This is a genomic window from Azospirillum ramasamyi (assembly GCF_003233655.1).
Classification (GTDB): Bacteria; Pseudomonadota; Alphaproteobacteria; order Azospirillales; family Azospirillaceae; genus Azospirillum; species Azospirillum ramasamyi.
In genome coordinates this window covers 62,558-80,944 of the sequence record NZ_CP029834.1, presented here as the reverse complement: position 1 = coordinate 80,944, position 18,387 = coordinate 62,558, and the positions used below count along the sequence as shown (strand labels likewise).

The 18,387-nt window shown below is 68.8% G+C and carries 20 protein-coding genes; 11 read left to right on the top strand and 9 right to left on the bottom strand.

Features of this window, described 5'->3' with window-relative positions; all coding sequences use genetic code 11:
* Positions 1 to 130: 130 nt before the first annotated feature.
* The 3 genes from DM194_RS25040 to DM194_RS25030 form a co-directional block, all read right to left on the bottom strand.
* On the bottom strand, positions 131 to 1,876 hold the full coding sequence (locus tag DM194_RS25040) for a methyl-accepting chemotaxis protein (RefSeq protein ID WP_246024652.1): 1,746 nt from the start codon (positions 1,874 to 1,876) through the stop codon (positions 131 to 133).
* A 219-nt stretch (positions 1,877 to 2,095) separates the two neighbouring features.
* Positions 2,096 to 3,007, bottom strand: a complete 912-nt coding sequence (prs, locus tag DM194_RS25035) for a ribose-phosphate diphosphokinase (RefSeq protein ID WP_111070372.1) — start codon at positions 3,005 to 3,007, stop codon at positions 2,096 to 2,098.
* 112 nt (positions 3,008 to 3,119) lie between these two features.
* Positions 3,120 to 3,644: a hypothetical protein gene (locus DM194_RS25030; protein WP_111070371.1), complete on the bottom strand. Its 525-nt coding sequence runs from the start codon at positions 3,642 to 3,644 to the stop codon at positions 3,120 to 3,122.
* A 184-nt stretch (positions 3,645 to 3,828) separates the two neighbouring features.
* On the opposite strand from DM194_RS25030, the gene corA reads away from it, so the two are divergent.
* Both corA and DM194_RS25020 read left to right on the top strand, forming a co-directional pair.
* On the top strand, positions 3,829 to 4,830 hold the full coding sequence (gene corA / locus DM194_RS25025; RefSeq protein WP_111070370.1) for a magnesium/cobalt transporter CorA: 1,002 nt from the start codon (positions 3,829 to 3,831) through the stop codon (positions 4,828 to 4,830).
* Positions 4,831 to 4,882: 52 nt separating this feature from the next.
* Positions 4,883 to 5,302 (top strand): hypothetical protein, encoded by a 420-nt coding sequence (locus DM194_RS25020; protein WP_111070369.1) that lies wholly within the window; start codon positions 4,883 to 4,885, stop codon positions 5,300 to 5,302.
* An 89-nt stretch (positions 5,303 to 5,391) separates the two neighbouring features.
* Here DM194_RS25020 and DM194_RS25015 read toward each other — a convergent pair whose 3' ends face one another.
* From DM194_RS25015 to DM194_RS25005, 3 genes are all read right to left on the bottom strand, one after another.
* Entirely contained in the window at positions 5,392 to 6,441 is a 1,050-nt protein-coding gene (locus DM194_RS25015; RefSeq protein ID WP_111070632.1) for a LysM peptidoglycan-binding domain-containing protein, read from the bottom strand.
* Between the two features lie 185 nt (positions 6,442 to 6,626).
* Positions 6,627 to 7,559 carry a c-type cytochrome gene (locus DM194_RS25010; protein WP_111070368.1) on the bottom strand — a complete coding sequence of 311 codons (933 nt, stop codon included), beginning with the start codon at positions 7,557 to 7,559 and terminating at the stop codon, positions 6,627 to 6,629.
* Positions 7,560 to 7,562: 3 nt separating this feature from the next.
* Positions 7,563 to 8,048, bottom strand: coding sequence for a c-type cytochrome (locus DM194_RS25005; protein ID WP_111070367.1), 486 nt, complete (start codon positions 8,046 to 8,048; stop codon positions 7,563 to 7,565).
* A 143-nt stretch (positions 8,049 to 8,191) separates the two neighbouring features.
* Between DM194_RS25005 and DM194_RS25000 the strand changes: the two genes are divergently transcribed.
* The 7 genes from DM194_RS25000 (at position 8,192) to DM194_RS24970 (ending at position 14,355) form a co-directional block, all read left to right on the top strand.
* On the top strand, positions 8,192 to 8,776 hold the full coding sequence (locus DM194_RS25000) for an LOG family protein (RefSeq protein ID WP_111070366.1): 585 nt from the start codon (positions 8,192 to 8,194) through the stop codon (positions 8,774 to 8,776).
* 131 nt (positions 8,777 to 8,907) lie between these two features.
* A complete protein-coding gene (locus DM194_RS24995) occupies positions 8,908 to 10,413 on the top strand; it encodes a replicative DNA helicase (protein WP_111070365.1) in 1,506 nt (501 codons plus the stop codon).
* On the top strand, positions 10,410 to 11,537 hold the full coding sequence (gene alr, locus DM194_RS24990) for an alanine racemase (protein ID WP_246024651.1): 1,128 nt from the start codon (positions 10,410 to 10,412) through the stop codon (positions 11,535 to 11,537). Before DM194_RS24995 ends, alr begins: the two co-directional genes overlap by 4 nt.
* Positions 11,538 to 11,665: 128 nt before the next feature.
* The gene (locus DM194_RS24985; RefSeq protein WP_111070364.1) at positions 11,666 to 12,442 is read left to right on the top strand and encodes an MlaE family ABC transporter permease; all 777 of its coding nucleotides are present in this window, start codon (positions 11,666 to 11,668) and stop codon (positions 12,440 to 12,442) included.
* A 10-nt stretch (positions 12,443 to 12,452) separates the two neighbouring features.
* Positions 12,453 to 13,229 (top strand): ABC transporter ATP-binding protein, encoded by a 777-nt coding sequence (locus tag DM194_RS24980; protein WP_111070363.1) that lies wholly within the window; start codon positions 12,453 to 12,455, stop codon positions 13,227 to 13,229.
* Positions 13,230 to 13,330: 101 nt separating this feature from the next.
* Positions 13,331 to 14,011 carry an endonuclease III domain-containing protein gene (locus tag DM194_RS24975; RefSeq protein WP_246024650.1) on the top strand — a complete coding sequence of 227 codons (681 nt, stop codon included), beginning with the start codon at positions 13,331 to 13,333 and terminating at the stop codon, positions 14,009 to 14,011.
* A gap of 113 nt (positions 14,012 to 14,124) precedes the next feature.
* Positions 14,125 to 14,355 carry a DUF1178 family protein gene (locus DM194_RS24970; protein ID WP_111070362.1) on the top strand — a complete coding sequence of 77 codons (231 nt, stop codon included), beginning with the start codon at positions 14,125 to 14,127 and terminating at the stop codon, positions 14,353 to 14,355.
* A gap of 15 nt (positions 14,356 to 14,370) precedes the next feature.
* On the opposite strand, the gene DM194_RS24965 is transcribed toward DM194_RS24970, so the two are convergent.
* Positions 14,371 to 15,255, bottom strand: a complete 885-nt coding sequence (locus DM194_RS24965; RefSeq protein WP_111070361.1) for a peptidoglycan-binding domain-containing protein — start codon at positions 15,253 to 15,255, stop codon at positions 14,371 to 14,373.
* Positions 15,256 to 15,502: 247 nt separating this feature from the next.
* Here DM194_RS24965 and DM194_RS24960 point away from each other — a divergent pair, with 247 nt between their 5' ends.
* On the top strand, positions 15,503 to 15,790 hold the full coding sequence (locus tag DM194_RS24960; protein ID WP_111070360.1) for a hypothetical protein: 288 nt from the start codon (positions 15,503 to 15,505) through the stop codon (positions 15,788 to 15,790).
* Between the two features lie 19 nt (positions 15,791 to 15,809).
* Here DM194_RS24960 and DM194_RS24955 read toward each other — a convergent pair whose 3' ends face one another.
* Positions 15,810 to 16,217 (bottom strand): hypothetical protein, encoded by a 408-nt coding sequence (locus tag DM194_RS24955; RefSeq protein ID WP_111070359.1) that lies wholly within the window; start codon positions 16,215 to 16,217, stop codon positions 15,810 to 15,812.
* A gap of 69 nt (positions 16,218 to 16,286) precedes the next feature.
* Between DM194_RS24955 and DM194_RS24950 the strand changes: the two genes are divergently transcribed.
* Positions 16,287 to 16,880: an NAD(P)H-dependent oxidoreductase gene (locus DM194_RS24950; protein ID WP_111070629.1), complete on the top strand. Its 594-nt coding sequence runs from the start codon at positions 16,287 to 16,289 to the stop codon at positions 16,878 to 16,880.
* A gap of 11 nt (positions 16,881 to 16,891) precedes the next feature.
* Here DM194_RS24950 and DM194_RS24945 read toward each other — a convergent pair whose 3' ends face one another.
* Complete coding sequence (locus DM194_RS24945; RefSeq protein WP_111070358.1) at positions 16,892 to 18,352, bottom strand: GH1 family beta-glucosidase; 1,461 nt, start codon at positions 18,350 to 18,352, stop codon at positions 16,892 to 16,894.
* Between the last annotated feature and the right edge of the window lie 35 nt (positions 18,353 to 18,387).

Sequence of the window (18,387 nt, the reverse complement as noted above, 5' to 3'; positions counted from 1 at the left end):
AAAGGCCCGCCATCGCGCATTTTGGCCGGGCCGCCTTTATACGACCCGCCTATGTCGGCCAGCCTACACCAGAATCCACCCCGATCGTTAGTGTTACCAGCGGGTCGGAAGCCGCCCTCAGAACCCGCGCTCAGAATCCAAACGCGGCGACCGGCGTCGGGCCGTTCTCCAGCCCGGCCTTGTCGAGCGCGTCGAGCAGGAGGATGACGTCCTTGGACGCGCGCTCCACCTCCGCCACCTCGGCCAATGCGCGGTCGATATCGCCGTCGAGATAGGCGCGGGCGGCCGCCTTGCCGTGGTCATGGACCAGCCGGTGCGGGGTTTCCAGCCGGGCGAAGGCGGAATGGGCGCGATAGGCCATCGAGGACGGGCCGTAATACCATTTGCCGAGCCGGCAGGCCTCGTGGCTTGCCAACTCATCCGGGCGCAGGGTTTCCAGCCCGACCAGCATGTCGGCCAGCCGTTTCTTCCAGATGACGTGGTCGACCTTGGCGATCTTCACGATCTTGCCGGGGATGTCCTGCTCCATCAGTTGGGACAGCTGGTTGCCCAGCAGGGCCTCCACGCCGCGGGTCGCCTGGACGCTGCGCAGGATGGCGGCGCTGTTGGACGCGCTGCTTTCGGCGATGCGGGCGGTTCCCGAAGCCACCTGGTTGGCGGCGGCGGACTGCTGGGTCAGGATGCTGGCGATGTCGGACATGCGATTTTCGGTGCGGCCGATATGGTCGCCGATGTCGGCCATGCGCTCGCTGACCTCGCGGATCGCCTGCTGGCCGGCGGCGACGGCGCGGGTGCCGCCCTCCATCGACGCGACGATGGCGCCCATCTCCGCCTTCAGCGCGTCGATGCGCAGGCGGATGTCCTCGGTCGCGCGGGCAGTCTGGTTGGACAGGTTCTTCACCTCGCTCGCCACCACGGCGAAGCCCTTGCCCGCCTCGCCGGCACGCGCCGCCTCGATCGTGGCGTTCAGCGCCAGGAGATTTGTCTGCTTGGCGATGGCCTCGATGGTGGAGACGATCTCCGCGATGCGTTCGGAGGCGACCGACAATTCGCCGACCCGCGTCGCCGCCCCGTCGACCGCGGTGGCGATCTGTTCCATGCGGGCGACCGCCTGCTGAACGGTGTGGCCGCCCTCGGCGGTCACCGACCGTGCCTCCCCGGCCAGCGCCGCGACGTCGCGGCTGCGCGCCCAGATCTCCTGGATGCCGGTCACCGTCTCCTCGGTCGCCGCGGCGATGCCCTGGGATTCATGATCGACCGCGCGCAGCTGCCCCACCATCTGCGCGTTGGCGACCGCCGCCTCGTTGATGGCGATCGCCACGTCGATGGTGCGGTCCATCAGAGCCGCGGCGAAATCGCCCGGCTGCCGCCCGCTCCCGGCACCACCGGCGGCTTCGGCCTCCGACAGGCCGTAGCCCGCCAGGGTCCGGTCCATGTCGAACGACACCGCGCGGGTCACCGCCGCCATCGCCCGCCGCGCCGTGGCCGGGCACCAGCGCAGCGCCCCCTGCACCAGGGCCAGCAGGTCGCTCAGCACCACGCCATAGGCGCCGATGTACCAGGACGGCTCCAGCCCGATGCGCAGATGCGCCTCCCCGGCGGCCCGGCAGCGGGCCTCGTGCGCCGGCGAACCGGCGTCCTGGAACATCAGGCGCCAGTGGTCGGCCTGCTGCCGCTTCAGCCCGGGCAGGTCGCCGTGGGCGTCCAGCAGCTTACGGGTCTCCGGCCAGCGCGACAGGTGGGCGTAGAAGCGCTCGGACAGGTCAGGCAGGCTGCGGTCGATCAACCGCCCCATGCTCGCCAAAAGGCCGCGCTCCTCCGCCTCAAGCCCGAAGAAGCCCGCTTCCGCCCCGAATGCCCGCCGATCAGCCGCCATGTCGCCCATCCAAACCATTGATGCGGCATACGCACATCAGCGCGAAGCCGCGATGCATCCGGCGACAGTTATATGACAATTATCGTAAATGGCAACCCAAGCACGGCCGCGACCGATCAAAGAATCGGCAAAGAGCTGCGCATGATGGTCGCACCTGCCTCCTGACCGGGCATCTCTGCGCCGTCTGACCGGCTACGAAGGCCGCCTTCCGAAATGCATTCATTTGTCTGCGAATGATTGGATGGCTTCCGCGATCAGGCCGCTGAGGGACAAGGCGTTCGACGGGTGCGGCACGCCATCGCAGGACAGTGGGCGGCCCAGCCCTTCCGCCGCAAAGCGTCCGGCGACGGTGTCGTTGAACAGGGCATGGACGCCGTACACCCGGACCGTGTCGGCCCCCAGCGCCCGCGCGGCCCGCGCGCAGGAGAAGATCGTCTCGCCGGAGCTGATGACGTCGTCGACGATCACCACCGGGCGGCCATGGATCGGCGCATCGGGCGGCAGCGCCACCGTCACGTCGCGGTCGCCGCGCCGCTCCTTGCGCCCGACCACCCCGGTCAGGCCGAGCGGGCCGGCCACCGCCTCCACCAGCGGGGCGGACTCCTCGTCGGGGCCGACGATCACCGTACCGGGCGCCACGCCGGCGGCGCGCAGATGGTCGGCGATCGGCGCCGCGCCGCTCAGCGCGATGGCGGGGCGGCCGACGAACACCTCGTCCAGCGTGTGGGTGCGGTGCAGGTGCGGCTCGACGCAGACGAACCGGTCGAAGCAGCGGCCCAGCCACTCCCCGACCACCGTCTGGCTGACCGGCTCGCCCGGCCTGAAGATCGCGTCCTGGCGCATGTAGGCCATGTAGGGCGCCACCAGGCAGAGGTCGGTCGCTCCATGGCGCCGCAGAACGGAGGAGGCGAGCGTCAGCTCCACCAGCTTGTCGTTCGGGCGGTCGAGCGAACGGTAGACGATGGCGCGCTCGACCGGTTCGGGCAGGCGTACCAGGCTCTCGCCATCGGGAAAGCGGTGCAACTCTGCGATGTGGCAGGGAATGTCCATTGCCTGGGCAAGCTGGCGCGCCGCGTCCGCCGACTCCGGAAATCCGTAGACGGCCGTGTAGATGCCCGTATTGCGGGGCATGCCCCATCTCCCCATACCACCTTGGATGCGGGCAAGCTTGGCGCAGGCGGCATGGCCGGGTCAATGATGGCAAAAGGCTGACGCCGCGGCCCATTGCCCCCGTCTTGTCGGCCTATGCCTTGGCGATGACCTCCTCTTCGCCTTGCTTGGCCTCGGCCGCGTCCGCTTCGGAGGCGGCGGGATCGACATGGATGCTCTCGGCCTTGCGCGCCAGCCATTGGAAGGCGCCGAGCCCGACCACCAGCAGCATGACCACCGCCAGCAGCATCACCGGATAGACGATGGAGGAAATCTCGCTGGTGCGCGCCTCGAACACCAGGACAAGGCCCTCCAGGCTGGCGGCGATGATGATGGTGGTCAGGAACTTGGTCAGGGTGCGGCGGGCCTCGTCGGCGCGGCGCAATTCGCGCTCGCGGACGATCTCCTCCTCGTAGAGGTATTTGGCGATCTCGAAGACGGCGATCGCCAGCACGATCATCCCGACCCCTTCCAGCATGGCCGAGGTCAGCGCGTGACTGTCCAGCGCCACCACCCCCTCCACCACCGTCAGGGCGGACAGGCCGATGAACAGCAGGGCGAACAGGCTGAGCGTCACCGCCGCCAGCAGATACATGCCGCGCGCCGCCGATTGGAACATCGTCCCACCCCTCCCGATCTGAACTGGCTCCCGGTCACACTGCTCCGGGCAAAACTGGTCCTTGGCAGTGACAACACATGGGACGCCCGTTCCGCCCGGCCGGCGCCGTCGGATTCGTCGACGCTGCCGGAGAACCTCTTTAGAGTGCCGGCACTCCGCCGCCCGCAGCCGGGTTTTCCGCATCATGACCTTGCCGCCCTCCCCCGTTCCCACCCACAACCCCGTCATGGCCAGCGCCGCCTACTGCGACGGCCGGCGCATCGCCGACGTGCCGGTCGCGGAGGCGGGAGCCTGGGCCGGGAAGGACGGCCATTTCGTCTGGATCGGCCTGTGGGAACCGGACGAGGCGCTGCTGATGGAGGTGAAGCGCCAGTTCGGCCTGCACGAGCTGGCGGTGGAGGACGCGCTGCACGCCCACCAGCGCCCGAAGGTGGAGGTCTATGGCGACAGCCTGTTCATGGTCCTGCGCACAGCCCGGCTGGAACGGGAGGTGCTGGTGCTGGGGGAAACCCATGTCTTCGCCGGGCGCGGCTATGTCGTCACCGTGCGGCACGGCGCATCCACCAGCTATTCGCCGGTGCGCGCGCGGGCCGAAAGCGCGCCGCATCTGCTGAAGCACGGCGAGGATTTCGTCGTCTATACCGTCATGGACTATGTGGTGGACTGCTATGCGCCCGTCCTGGACCAGATGGCGGCGATGGTGGAGGAGCTGGATACCCTGATGATCGCCCGCCCGCCCGGCACGGCGGAGATCGAGCGCATCCACCAACTGCGCCGCGACCTGGAGCGGCTGCGCCGCAACGCCCTGCCCCTGCTGGAGGTCTGCTCGCGGCTGGAGCGCTTCGACCTGCCGATGATCGACCCGGCGATCCGTCCCTATTACCGCGACGTGCAGGACCATGTGATCCGCGTCAACGAACAGATCGCCTCGCTGCGCGAGGTGCTGTCCTTCGCCTTCGAAACCAGTATGATACTGGCCGCCGCGCGGCAGAACGACGTGACGCGCAAGCTGGCCGCCTGGGCCGCCATCCTCGCCGTGCCGACGGCCATCGCCGGCCTCTACGGCATGAACTTCGAGCATATGCCGGAGCTTCACTGGCGGTACGGCTATCCGGCGGTGCTCGCCGCGATCGCCGCCGTCTGCGCCGGCCTGTATATCCGTTTCCGCCGGACGGGATGGCTTTGACGCTGCGGCGGCGGGGACTTCCCGGAAGCCGCCCTTTAGGAATATTCGGACCATGAGCGACGCAAAGAACACGCTGCACGCCCTGCTGGACGCCTATCTGCGCTGCCCGGTGGACGCGGCGCGGAGCGAATTGGAACAGGCGCTCCGCAGCTATCAGACCGACTGGATCCGTGCCCATGCCGGGGCCGACGCGCCGCCGCTGCAGGGGACGGGGGCGGGGGCGGAGGCGCCCGCGACCGCCAGGAAGGCGATCATGCCCAAGCCGCGCTTCCCCATCGCGTCGGCCGATCTCGAGGTGCTGAAGCGGCTTGCCGACGGCTGGCCCGGCACCACCGCCGATGTGACGCGCTGGGCCTGGTTCGAGAATCGGGAACTGGTGGCGCTGGACCCGAACCCGGCCGGCGAGGGGCCGGAAATGCTGCGCCTGACCCAGTTGGGCTGGGCCGCCATCGGCCGCCTGCCGCCGGACTGATACCGCCGAGCATAAAGCCCGCCCCATCAGGCCTTACGCTTGCCTTCGCTGGGGCCTGCGGAGCGGCAGTCGCAGCCCCCCTTGCCGCCTCAATTCACCTGCGGCAGCGAGAAGATCTGGCCGGGATAGATCAGGTCCGGGTCGCGGATCTGCTCGCGGTTGGCGGTGTAGATGGTGGTGTAGAGCATGCCGTCGCCATAGGTGCGCCGCGCCAGCCGCCACAGGCTGTTGCCGGGTTGCACGACGATGCTGCGCCCGTCCGTCGCCTCGGCGGGCAAGGCGGAGACCTGGACCGGCAGTTCGGCCCGCGCCACCACCTTGCCGGCCTGGGTGACCTGATCGGCGCGCAGGGTGTAGACGCCGGGGTCGATCAGCTTTTCCGGGATCAGGCGCCAGCCGCCCTTGGGATCGGTGTGGGCGCTGCCGACCAGGATGTTGTCGAGATAGAGCTGCACCGCGCTGTTGGGCGCCGCCCGCCCGCCCAGCGCAACGCGGCCGGCGGGATCATAGTCCATCGTTTCCACCGACACGCCGCCCGGCGGCGGCGGCGCGCCGTTGGCGGGCACCGGGGGAGCCTGAAGAACCGAGCTGCCGCCCATGGATGCCGGCGCGCCGGCCAGACCGTCGCGCGGAACCGCCACGGCCACCGCACTGCCCAGCGAGGCCGAGCCGGTCACGGCGGCCTGTGTCGAGGCCGTCTGAGTCGCGGCGATTTCAGTCGCGGCGGCCGGATCGGGCACCACCACCACGACCACCTTGTCGGCCGGCACCGGTGTGTCGGCCCCGGGACGGGTCTCCGTCAGGTTCAGTTCGCGCGTGCCGGGGGCCAGCGGATTGTCGGGCAGCATCACCCATTCGCCGCGCTGGTCGGCCTTGGCGGTGGCGACCGGCGTGCCGCCGTCGGTGACCGTCACCTGCGATCCCGGCGCCGCGCGGCCGGCCATAACCGTCGCCCCGTCCGGCGCGACCCGCACCACGTCGAAGCTGGGCGCCGCGGGGGCGGCTGGAGCCGCTGCCTCCGCAGCGTTCACGGGTGCAGCCGGCGAGGCGGCGGGAGCCGATACCGCCGGAACCGGGGCCTGCACAGGAGCACCGGCCGGCCACAGGGCGACCGCCGCCGCCCCACCCGTCAGAGCCACGCCCAAAGCTGCGAACAACGCGTTTCGTTTCACAGAGCACCCATCCGGCGGCCCGCCACCACGGCAGGATGAGCAACTATAGCAGAAGGACAGGCGCCAAAAGAATGGCGCCGTTGGAGCATTTCCATCGGCCAATCGGCATTGATTGCCCCGCAAGATCACGATTTGGCCGAAAACCGGCCGGATCACTCCTTCGCCGGCACAGTCTTCAGATAGGCGGCGATGGCGGCGCGGTCCTCCGCCGTCAGTTTGGAGGTGCTGTTGCGCACGACCTCCCCCATCGCGCCGCCGACGACATCGCCTTCCGGGGTCAGTCCGGTCTCCAGCAGCAGGGTCAGGTCGCCGTCGGACCAATCGCCGATCCCCTTGCCCTGGGCGCCGGTGATCCCCGGCACCTTGTCACCGTCCGGGCCGTCCGGGTTGCCGGCCAGATAGCGGTCGGCGTCCATGCCGCCCATCAGGGTGCGCGGGCTGTGGCATTCGCCGCAATGGCCGAGCGCGTCGACCAGATAGCGCCCGCGATTCCAGCCCGGCGGCTTTGCCGGATCATCGGGCACCGGCCCGGGGGTCAGATACATCCATTGCCAGGCCGGCAGCAGAAAGCGCCAGGAGAAGGGCGGCGTCAGGTCATGCGGCTTGTTCGGGGCGGCGACCGCCGGCTGGCTGAACAGATAGGCCTTCAGGTCGAGCAGGTCGCGGTCGGTCATCCGCGTGTAGCTGGCATACGGGAAGGCGGGGAACAGCGCGGCGCCGTCCGGTCGCACGCCCTCGCGGAAGGCGCGGATGAAGTCGTCGTCGCTCCAGCGGCCGATGCCGGTTTCCGGGTCCGGCGTGATGTTGGGGGTGTAGAAGGTGCCTAAGGGGGTGGCCATCGCCCGCCCGCCGGCCAGCGGCGCCCCGCCCTCCTTCTCGTTGCTGTGGCAGCCGAGGCAGCCGGCGGCATGGAAGATATAGGCGCCGCGGGTCACGGACTCGCCGGGGGCCGGGTCGCCCGCCGACGCCCCATCCGTAACCGCCCCATCCACGGCCCCCCCATCCGCAGCCGGCACAGCGCTGCCCGCGGCGGCGAGCGGCAACAGCATCGCGGCGGCAGCGGCGGCGGTCGGGAGGCGCCGCATCGGTCAGTCCTTCTTGACGCGGAAGTCCTCGTGGCAGCTTCCGCAGGTCCTGGAGGTCGCGCCCAGCGCCTGGGCGATCTGGGCGCGGTCGCCGCTCTTCACCGCGGCGTCCAGCTTCTCGGCCGCCGGCTGGATGGCGCTCCAGTAGCGCTGCACCTCGGCCCAGTTCTTCCACAGCTCCGGCTTGGCGGCGCTGTCGGTCACGCCCACCGCCGTGCCTTCGGGGAAGATCGCCTTCGGGTCGACCTTCGAGACCGCCAGCACGGCCTCCGCGCCCTTGGCCGCATCTTCGAGGGTGCCCCCCTCGTTCTTCACATACTTCGCGACGGCGCCCATGCCGCCGCCGAGCTTCTTCATCGTCTGCTGCCGGTCCTTCACCTGCTCGGCCGGACCGGCGCCTGCGGCATTGCCCGACGACATGCCGAACAGGGCGAACATCAGACCGGCGACGGACGCCGCCGCAAGGACATTGACGACGCGGTTGCTCATGTGGTCCCTCCCGATGATGCCCTGGCTTAACGGTGCTGGCGCCGCAGTTGACGCGCCGCCCTCTCCCGATATTCCATGGCTTTCACCGGATTGTTTACGCCCCGCCCCGGGTGGGCGGCGGTGGCGAGAAAGGTTGACCCGCGATGAAGAGCCTGTCGTCCGTCTGCGTCTATTGCGGTGCATCCAGCCGCGTCGCCGATGTCTACAAGGAAGCCGCCCATGCGCTGGGCGACGGGCTGGCCCGCCGCGGCATCCGCATGGTCTATGGCGGCGGCCGGGTCGGGCTGATGGGCATCGCCGCCGATGCCGCGATCGCCGCCGGCGGCGAGGTGGTCGGCATCATCCCCGAACACATCCAGTCGGCGGAGATCGAGCATACCGGCCTGACCGAACTGCACGTCGTCGACAGCATGCACACCCGCAAGCGCATGATGGTGGAGCGCTCCGACGCCTTCGTCGTCATGCCGGGCGGACTCGGCACGCTGGACGAAGCCTTCGAGATCCTGACCTGGAAGCAGCTGCAGCTGCACGACAAGCCGATCGTCATCGCCGATGTCGACGGCTACTGGCGCCCGCTGCTCGGCCTGATCGACCACATGGTCGCCCAGGGCTTCGCCCGCATCGACCGCTCGGCCCTCTACAGCGTCGCCGACCACATCGATGCGGTGTTCGAGGCGCTGGAGGTGGCGCCGCCCCCCGGCCATCCGCCCCAGCCGAAGAAGCTCTGAGCCAGCTTCGGCGCTTCCCCCGGTTATCCCCAAACTTCCCAGCCTGTGGATAACTTCTGTGCACAGCTTTTGTGGAGGGTTCCCCACCCTTCGCAGAGCGTTCCCGTTCTGTTTCTGCTATTGTGTCCTTCATGAGCAACCAGACCTCATCGCTGTTCGATCCCCGCCCGTCATCCGCGGTCAAGCCGACGGCCGAGTACCGCACGCCCCCCAACAACGAGGAGGCGGAGCAGGCGCTGCTGGGCGCGATCCTGGTCAACAACAAGGCCTACGAGAAGGTCGGCGAGTTCCTGCGGCCGGAGCATTTCTACGATCCGGCCCACCAGCGCATCTTCGCCGCCATCACCAAGATGATCGACCGCGGCCAGATCGCGAACCCGGTCACCCTGAAGGCCCTGTTCGACAACGATCCCGAACTGGCGGTCGAAGGCGGCAGCGCCTATCTGGCCGAGCTGGCGGCCAACGTCGTCACCGTGGTCAACGCCGGCGATTACGGCAAGACCATCCACGACCTGTTCATCCGCCGGCAGCTGATCGAGGTCGGCACCGACATGGTGAACGAGGCGTATCGCCACGACCTCGACATCACCGCGCTCGACCAGATCGGCGAGGCGGAAAAGCAGCTGTTCGACCTCGCCTCGACCGGCGACGTGCAGGGCGGCTTCGTCGCCTTCGGCGAGTCGGTCAAGCACGCCATCGCGACGGCGGAGGTGGCCTTCCGCCGCTCCAGCCACGTCACCGGCGTCACCACCGGCCTGATCGACATCGACCGCAAGCTGGGCGGTCTGCACCCGTCCGACCTGATCATCCTCGCCGGGCGCCCCTCCATGGGCAAGACGGCGCTGGCCACCAACATCGCCTTCAACGCCGCCAAGGCGCATATGCGCTCCAGCGGCCAGGAAGGCGGCGTGGTCGGCTTCTTCTCGCTGGAAATGTCGGCGGAACAGCTCGCCACCCGTATCCTCGCCGACGAGGTGCAGGTGCCGGGCGACAAGATCCGCCGCGGCGAGATCCGCGACACCGACTTCCCGAAATTCGTCCAGGCCAGCCAGGATCTGGCCCGCTGCCCCTTCTATGTCGACGACACGCCCGCCCTGTCGGTCGCCGCGGTGCGCACCCGCTGCCGCCGGCTGAAGCGCACGTCCGGCCTCAGCATGGTGGTGGTCGACTATCTCCAGCTTCTGCGCGGGTCGTCGTCGCGCGGCTCGGAGAACCGGGTGCAGGAAATCTCGGAGATCACCCGCGGCCTGAAGGCCATCGCCAAGGAATTGGACGTGCCGGTGGTGGCGCTGTCGCAGTTGAGCCGCGCGGTGGAGCTTCGCGAGGACAAGCGCCCGCAGCTGGCCGACCTTCGCGAGTCGGGCTCGATCGAGCAGGACGCCGACGTCGTGATGTTCGTTTTCCGCGAACAGTATTATCTTGAGCGCGCCGAGCCCTCGCGCCGGCCCGACGAGAGCGACGACAAGTTCAACGACCGCTATCAGCGCTGGCAGCAGCGCCTGGGCGAGGTGCACAACACCGCCGAGGTGATCATCGCCAAGCAGCGTCACGGTCCGATCGGCACCGTCCGTCTCTACTTCGACGGCCAGTTCACCAAGTTCGGCGATCTCGACCAGCACCACCAGACCGACGAGTGACCAAAGTGACGAGCGACCTGAACCCGCGCGCCGGAGCCATCCTCACCGTGGATCTCGGCGCCGTCGTCGCCAACTGGACGCAGCTGCGCGACCGCGTCGCCCCGGCGGAATGCTCCGCCGTGGTCAAGGCCGATGCCTATGGGCTGGGGGTGGCGCGCGTCGTGCCGGCCCTGGCCGCCGCCGGCTGCCGGACCTTCGTCGTCGCCCAGTTCGAGGAGGCGCTGGCCGTCCGCCGGGCGCTGGAGCCGGTCGCCCCGGATGCACGGGTGTTTTCGCTGGGCGGGCTGCCGGCGGGCTGCGAGGAGGATTTCATCGCCGGCCGCATCCTGCCGGTGCTGAACCATCTGGGCGAGATCGCGGCGTGGCGGGCCTTCGCCGCCTCGCGGGGGGAGGTTCTGCCGGCGGTGATCCACATCGACACCGGCATGAACCGCCTGGGCCTCGGCCCCGACGAGCTGAACGACCTCGCCGCCCACCCGGAGTGGCTGGAAGGCATCGACGTCCGCTGCTGGATGACCCACCTCGCCTGCGCCGACGAGTTCGACAACCCGATGACCGGGGAGCAGTTCGGCCGCTTCCGCGCCGCGCTGGCCCGGCTGCCCAAGGCGAAGGCCAGCTTCGCCAACTCGTCCGGCATCTTCCACGGCAAGGACCATCATTTCGATCTCGCCCGGCCGGGCTGCGCGCTCTACGGCGTCAACCCGACCCCGCATCTGCCCAACCCGATGCGCGGCACGGTGCGGCTGGACGCGCGTCTGCTGCAGGTGCGCAACTGCGCGGTCCCGATGTCGGTCGGCTATGGCGCGGCCCACAGGGTGACCGGCCCGGCGCGGATCGCCACCATCGGCGTCGGCTATGCCGACGGCTACATGCGCTCGCTGGGCGGCAAGGGGCACGTCTTCGTCGACGGCGTCGCCGCCCCCATCGTCGGCCGCGTCTCGATGGACCTCATCACCATCGACGTCAGCGGCCTGCCGGAGTCGGTGGCCCATGCCGGCCGCATGGTCGAGCTGATCGGCCCCAACCGCCCGGTCGACACGGTGGCGGCCGAAGGCGGGACCATCGGATACGAGATCCTGACCTCGCTCGGTCGGCGCTATCACCGGGTTTATCTCGGCGGGTGATCCCCTATTCCCACCGCGCGCGGCGGATGTCGCCCCACCATTGCAAAGTCCAAGGATGACCGCGGGGTCCATCGGTGCTATGACCGCAGCGCCCAAATGAGACTCAAACCAAGGATGCGGGCCGACTGATGGGTTTCCTCGCCGCCACCGGCCGGGCCTTCCTGATCTTCCTGGAAGCGACCGGACGCCTTGCCCTGTTCACCGGGTCCGCCCTGTCGCACTGCGTGCGCCCGCCGCTCTATCCGCGGCAGATCCTGCGCCAGATGATCGACATCGGCTATTATTCGCTGCCGGTGGTCGGGCTGACGGCGCTGTTCACGGGTATGGTGCTGGCCCTGCAGAGCTACAGCGGCTTCTCCCGCTTCCAGGCGGAGGGGGCCATCGCCACCGTCGTCGTGCTGTCGGTGACGCGCGAACTGGGGCCGGTGCTGGCCGGCCTGATGGTCGCGGGCCGCATCGGCGCCGCCATGGCGGCGGAGATCGGCACCATGCGGGTGACCGAGCAGATCGACGCGCTGTCGACCCTGTCGACCAACCCGTTCAAGTATCTGGTGGCCCCGCGCCTGATCGCCGGCCTGACCATGCTGCCGCTGCTGGTGGTGGTCGCCGACATCATCGGCGTGTTCGGCGGCTTCCTGGTCGGCGTCTACCGGCTGGACTTCAACGCCGCCAGCTACATCAACCGCACCTGGGAATTCCTGCAACCGGTCGACGTGATTTCCGGCCTGGTCAAGGCGGCGATCTTCGGTTTCCTGATCGCGCTGATGGGCTGCTACCACGGTTATCACTCCAAGGGCGGCGCACAGGGCGTGGGTGCGGCCACCACCAACGCGGTGGTGTCGGCCTCCATCCTGATCCTGGTGTGGAATTATCTGATCACCGGCCTCTTCTTCTCGACCAAGTGAGCGCCATCGCATGACCACCGTCCCGAAGATCGCGCTCAAGGGCGTCACCAAGCATTTCGGCCCGAAGAAGGTGCTGAACGGCATCGATCTCGAGGTCGCGAAGGGCGAATCGCTGGTGGTCATCGGCGGTTCGGGAACCGGCAAGTCGGTGATGCTGAAAAGCATCCTCGGCCTGCTGACGCCGGATTCCGGCTCCATCCAGGTCGATGGCGTCGAGACGACCCGCCTGCGCTCGCGCGAGCGGGAGAAGATGCTGCACAAGTTCGGCATGCTGTTCCAGGGCGCCGCGCTGTTCGACAGCCTGAAGGTCTGGGAGAACGTCGCCTTCGGCCTGATCCAGGGCGCGAACATGCCCCGATCCCAGGCCAAGGAGATCGCCGTCGCCAAGCTGGGCGCCGTCGGCCTCACCCCCGACGTGGCGGAGCTGTCGCCGGCGGAGCTGTCGGGCGGCATGCAGAAGCGTGTCGGCCTTGCCCGCGCCATCGCCGACGAGCCGGAGATCATCTTCTTCGACGAGCCGACGACCGGCCTCGACCCGATCATGGCAGACGTCATCAACGAGCTGATCGTGCAGTGCGTGAAGGATCTCGGCGCCACCGCCGTCACCATCACCCACGACATGGCGTCCGCCCGCAAGATCGCCGACCGCATCGCCATGATCTACCAGGGCCGCATCATCTGGACCGGCCACGCCCGCGACATCGACAATTCGGGCAACGCCTATGTCGACCAGTTCGTTCATGGCCGGGCGGAGGGGCCGATCAAGATGCAGATCAAGGCGCTCTGATCGGCCATCCGGCCGGAACACTCTGGCCGGAACCATCACGGGGACTTGCCGGTTGACGAGCGGGGTGCCGTTGCAGCCCGTTCCCCGGAGGTGGTTCTCCCGTGAGTTTGCAGTCCGCGACCTCCCAGGCCTTCGATATCGACGAAGCCTTCCGCCGCCTGCGGATCGCGGTCGCCCCCTATCCCAAGGCGGCGATGTTCGAGCTGCGCGACCGCGGCCATGCCACCCCCTTCCAGCAGCTGGTCGCCAGCCTGATCTCCGCCCGCACGCGGGACGAAACGAGCCTGGCGGTCGCCGAACGGCTGTTCGCCGTCGCGGACACGCCGGCCGCCATGGCCGCCCTGCCGGAGGAGCGGCTGGTGGAGCTGCTGCAAGGCGCCACCTTCCCGGAACCCAAGGCCCGCGACATCCGCGACCTGTCGCGCCGCATCGTCGAGGAGCATGGCGGCGAGGTGCCGGACACCCCCGACGCGCTGATGCGCTTCCGCGGGGTCGGGCCGAAGATCGCGGCGCTGACCCTGGCGGTCGGTTTCGACATTCCGGCGCTGGCGGTCGACATCCATGTCCACCGCGTCACCAACCGCTGGGGCTATGTGTCGGCGCGCACGCCGGAAAAGACCATGGCGGCGCTGCTGGCGGTGCTGCCCAAGCGCTATTGGGTCGAGATCAACAAGCGGCTGGTGCCCTTCGGCAAGTGGATCTGCACCGGCGTGCGGCCGCGCTGCTCCACCTGCCCGCTGCTGTCGATGTGCGCCCGCCTGGGGGTCACTGAGTCGCGTTGAGTCCCGGCGATTGATGCAGATGGCGATTGATGCGGATATTGATGCAGATCCTGGCGGGGAGTCGGATGCATGACTAGAACAGCGGCCGAATTTCCGCTTTTCGAGGCTTCGCGATGATCGTCTATGCCCTGCACTGCGCCTGCGGCCATGATTTCGACCAGTGGTTCGACAATATGGCCGATTACGATGCCAAGAAGGCTACCGGCATCCCCTGCCCCTCCTGCGGCGGCACCGAGGTCGCCAAGGCCATCATGGCCCCGCGCGTCGGCAAGTCGCAGCCGGCGCCAGCCCCCGCCTGCGCATCCGGCGGCTGCGGCGGGGGCGGCTGTCCGATGATGATGTGAGGAAAGGGGCGGCGCTCAGCGCCGCCGCGCCTCGGCGGTCAGCCTTGGGCCGGCGGTCAGTTCCTCCCGGCGGCGGGGGGAGCCGAAGCTCGGTTCGACGCGGGTGTCGCGCGGCCGGTTGTCGCCTGCCGGCGTCCGGCTCAGCGGATCGACGCCGCGCCCGCTGCGCCACCAGGCGAAGCCGATGCCGCCCAGCGTCGCTGCGATCAGACCGGCGACACCCGCCCGAGCGGCGTTCGACTGCCAGATCGACGTGCCGCCGCCGACCGCCGCCGGCTCAACCACCGGAACCGGCTTGCCGTCGGGAGTGGTCGCCGACACCGCCCCACGGGGAGCCGCCTGCGGCACCGGCCCATCGCCAGCGCCGGGCGACGGACGCGCCGCGCTCTGGGACGCCGAGGGCGCACTGTGGCCGGTGGAAGCGGACGAGGGGGAGGACGGTGCCGCCGCCGGCGCGCCGCCGAACTGGGCCATGCCGCCGAGGCTCTCGCTGCCCGATTCGACCCGGCCGGTCGGGGCGGCGCGCGGCGCCACCTCCCTGTCCTGGCGGGTCTGGCCGACCTGGCTCTTGGACAGGCTGCCCATGGTGGGAGCGGCCTTCTTCTCGCGCTCGCCCATGATCTTGTTGATGGTGGCCTGATCGAGGTTGCCGGTGGCCGGCAGGCCGACCGACTTCTGATAGGCGCTGAGCGCGGAACGCGTCTCCGGCGTCATCTGGCCCTTGGCCCGGCCGCCGATGTTGTAGCCCTTGTCCTTCAGGAAGGTCTGCGCCCACTGGATGTCGGCGGCCGATGCCTGCGCCCATGCGGAAGCGGGCATTCCCACCGCAGCAACCGACACCATCACCGCCACAGCCGCCACCGCGGCGCCACCACGCACCCGCCGCGCAATCCCAGACATCGCCTTGTCCCTCCGTCCGTGACGCCAGACCGATTTCAGAGCCACGACACTCCCCCCGCGAATCGAGGGCCTGGATCGTGTTACCAGATTGCGACGCTTTTCCGGCGGCGATTTTTGCGCGTCCCTGTTGTCCGCCGCGCAGCGTTGCCGAAAAGGCGCGCTCCCGGAAATGGTGTGGGAAAATGGATCGGAAAAGGCCGGACGTGGTAGCGTCAATTCGGGGGCAACACTGGAGTGCAGGGACGCCATGAACGGGTTCGGGAACGCATCTCCGGGGATCGGGCCGGTAGCAGCAGCCGCCATTCTGTCCGCCATGCTCCTGCTGTCCGGCTGCAGCAGTCAACCCACCTACCGCGAGTGGACAGCCAGCCCCGACGTGCCGACCATCGCCTTCGACGAATGCAACGAGCAGGTCGACCACACCATGCGCCTGCGCGGCTATCCCCAGCGTCCGCTGCCGGAAACGCCACAGTACGGCTATCGCAAGGAAATCTTCGCGCTGTGCATGCGCCGCAAGGGCTACACGACGGAATGACCCTCTACCGGCCGCCCCGTCATCTCCCGCCGGCGAAATGCAGGTAGGCCAGGGCGCCCACGAGCGTACCGATCAGGATCACCGCCAGATAGACCCGCAGCGGTAAAGCCACCGGTTCCGCCGTCCTGCGCCTGCGCCCCGGCTTGGCGGACGCGGCCGGCTTGGGCGCCGGGCGGACGCGCCCACCCTTGGTCGGGTCGTACAGCTCGATCAGCGTCCAGATGAACTCCATTCCCTCATAGGCGGAGTCGGCGTTGTAATCGAGTTGGATCAGCCGGAAATAAGCCCGCGGGTTGACGCCCACCATCCGGTCGAAGCGCGCCTTGGCGTGGGCAAGCTCCTCCCCCACCTCCAGCGTCTTCCACCCCTTGCCGCGCGCCTTCTGGATGGCGAATCGGGTCGGCTGGGATGGGCGTGGGGTCGGCATGTGTCACGGATGGTTTCGAACTTATCGCTGCAGTGTATCATGGTCCGGTCGCCGTGCTATCGTCCCGCGATGCGAATACAGACGATACTCGCCCATCCATTGCCGCAGAGCTTCGCCGCCGCCGTTCACCGCACCGCGGTATCCGCTTTGCGTGCATCCGGTCACGAGGTTCTGGAAACCGATCTCTATGCCGAGGGCTTCGCGCCGGCGCTGACCGTAGCCGAGCGCGCCAGCTATTTTTCGCCCGTTTACGATGCCTCGGCCGTGGCCTGTCTCGTCGAGCGGCTGCGCTGGTCGGAAGGGCTGGTTTTCTGCTACCCGCACTGGTGGTTCGACCAGCCCGCCATCCTCAAGGGATATATAGACCGCGTGTGGGGACCGGGCATCGCGTTCCGGCATGATCGCGACGGCGGCCGCATTCTGCCGCTCCTGACCGGGCTGCGGACGGTGGCTGTGCTGACCAGCTTCGGATCGCCGTGGTGGCTGACGGAACTCTATATGCGCAATCCCGCCCGGCGCATCCTGAAGAATGGCATTCTGACCGCCTGTGCGCCGCAGGCCAGGTTCCACTATCATGCCCACTACGACATGGACCGATCCACCGAAGCCAGCCGGAAGCGTTTCCTCATAAAGGTGGATGGTGCGATGCGCCGCCTGGGCTGACACTCCCCCGCTCAGCGCAGCGGAACCGCGTTGTTGCGGATGACCGAGGCGTACCAGTCGTAGCTGGCCTTCGGCTTGCGGGCCATCGTCTCGCGGTCGACCTGGATCAGGCCGAACTTGCGGCGGTAGCCTTCCGCCCATTCGAAATTGTCCAGCAGCGTCCAGGCCAGATAGCCCTTGAGGTTGCAGCCCTCGTCGATCGCCTTGGCCGCCGCCAGGAGGTGGTCGCGCAGATAGGCGATGCGGTCGCGGTCCTCCACCCGGCCGCTCGAATCGACGACGGTATCGGGATAGGCGGCGCCGTTCTCGGCCACATAGACCGGCGGGTTGCCGTATTTCTCCTGCAGCTCGGCCAGGATCTCGGTCAGCCCGTCCGGCTCCACCGGCCAATCCATGCCGGTCCTGCGCGTGCCTTCGGGCGCCGAGCCGTAGCCGGTGCCGAACAGCCCATGCGGATCGGGCTGCTGGTGCATGCGGCTGTAATAGTTGATGCCGAGGAAATCGACCGGCTGCCTGATCCGCTCCAGGTCGCCCGGCTCGGCGATGCGGGTGAACTCGGCCTCCAGCAGTTCCGGGAAGCGGCCCTTGAACAGCGGGTCCAGGCAGGAGCGGTTCCATACCGCATCCCACATCAGCGACGCCTGATAGTTCGAATCCAGTCCCCCCACCGGCCAGGACGGCTGCAGCGACAGCACGGTGCCGAGCTGCCAGTTCTTCCCGCCTGCCTGCCGCAGCGCGGCCAGCGCCGTGCCCTGGGCGAGGTTCTGGTGGTGGATCGCCTTCAGGCAGTTGTCGCGGCCGGTCATCCCCGGCGCATGGCCGCCGGTGCCGTGGCCGAAGATGGCGACGACCGACGGCTCGTTCAGCATCACCCAGTGCTTGGCGCGGTCGCCCAGCCGGGCGGTCACCGCCAACGCATAGTCGGTGAACCAGCCGGCGATGTCGCGGTTGGTCCAGCCGCCGCGGTCCTGCAAGGCCTGGGGCAAATCCCAGTGGAACAGGCAGGGCCAGGGCTGGATGCCTTTCGCCAGCAGCGCGTCGGTCAGCCGGTCGTAGAAGTCGAGCCCCTTGGCGTTCACCGCCCCCGTGCCCGTGGGCAGGATGCGCGGCCAGGCGATGGAGAAGCGGTAGGCCCTCATCCCGGCCCGCGCCATCAACTCCACATCCTCGGCATAGCGGTGGTAATGGTCGCAGGCGACGTCGCCGGTGTCGCCGTTGGCGATCCGCCCGTAGGAATGGCTGAAGGTGTCCCAGACGCTGGGGCCGCGTCCATCCTCCGCCACCGCCCCTTCGATCTGGTAGCTGGAGGTGGAGACGCCCCACAGGAACCCGTCGGGGAAGGCGACCGTGGGGGCGGCCGAGTCGGAGGCCGCGTGCACGCCCCCGCGGGTCAATGCGGCCATCGCGCCGGTGCCGGCCGCCGCAGCCGCGGTCACATTCAGGGCCGTTTTCAGGAAACTCCGCCGCCGCATCGCACGCATCTCCGCTCCGCTGACCAACCTGGCTG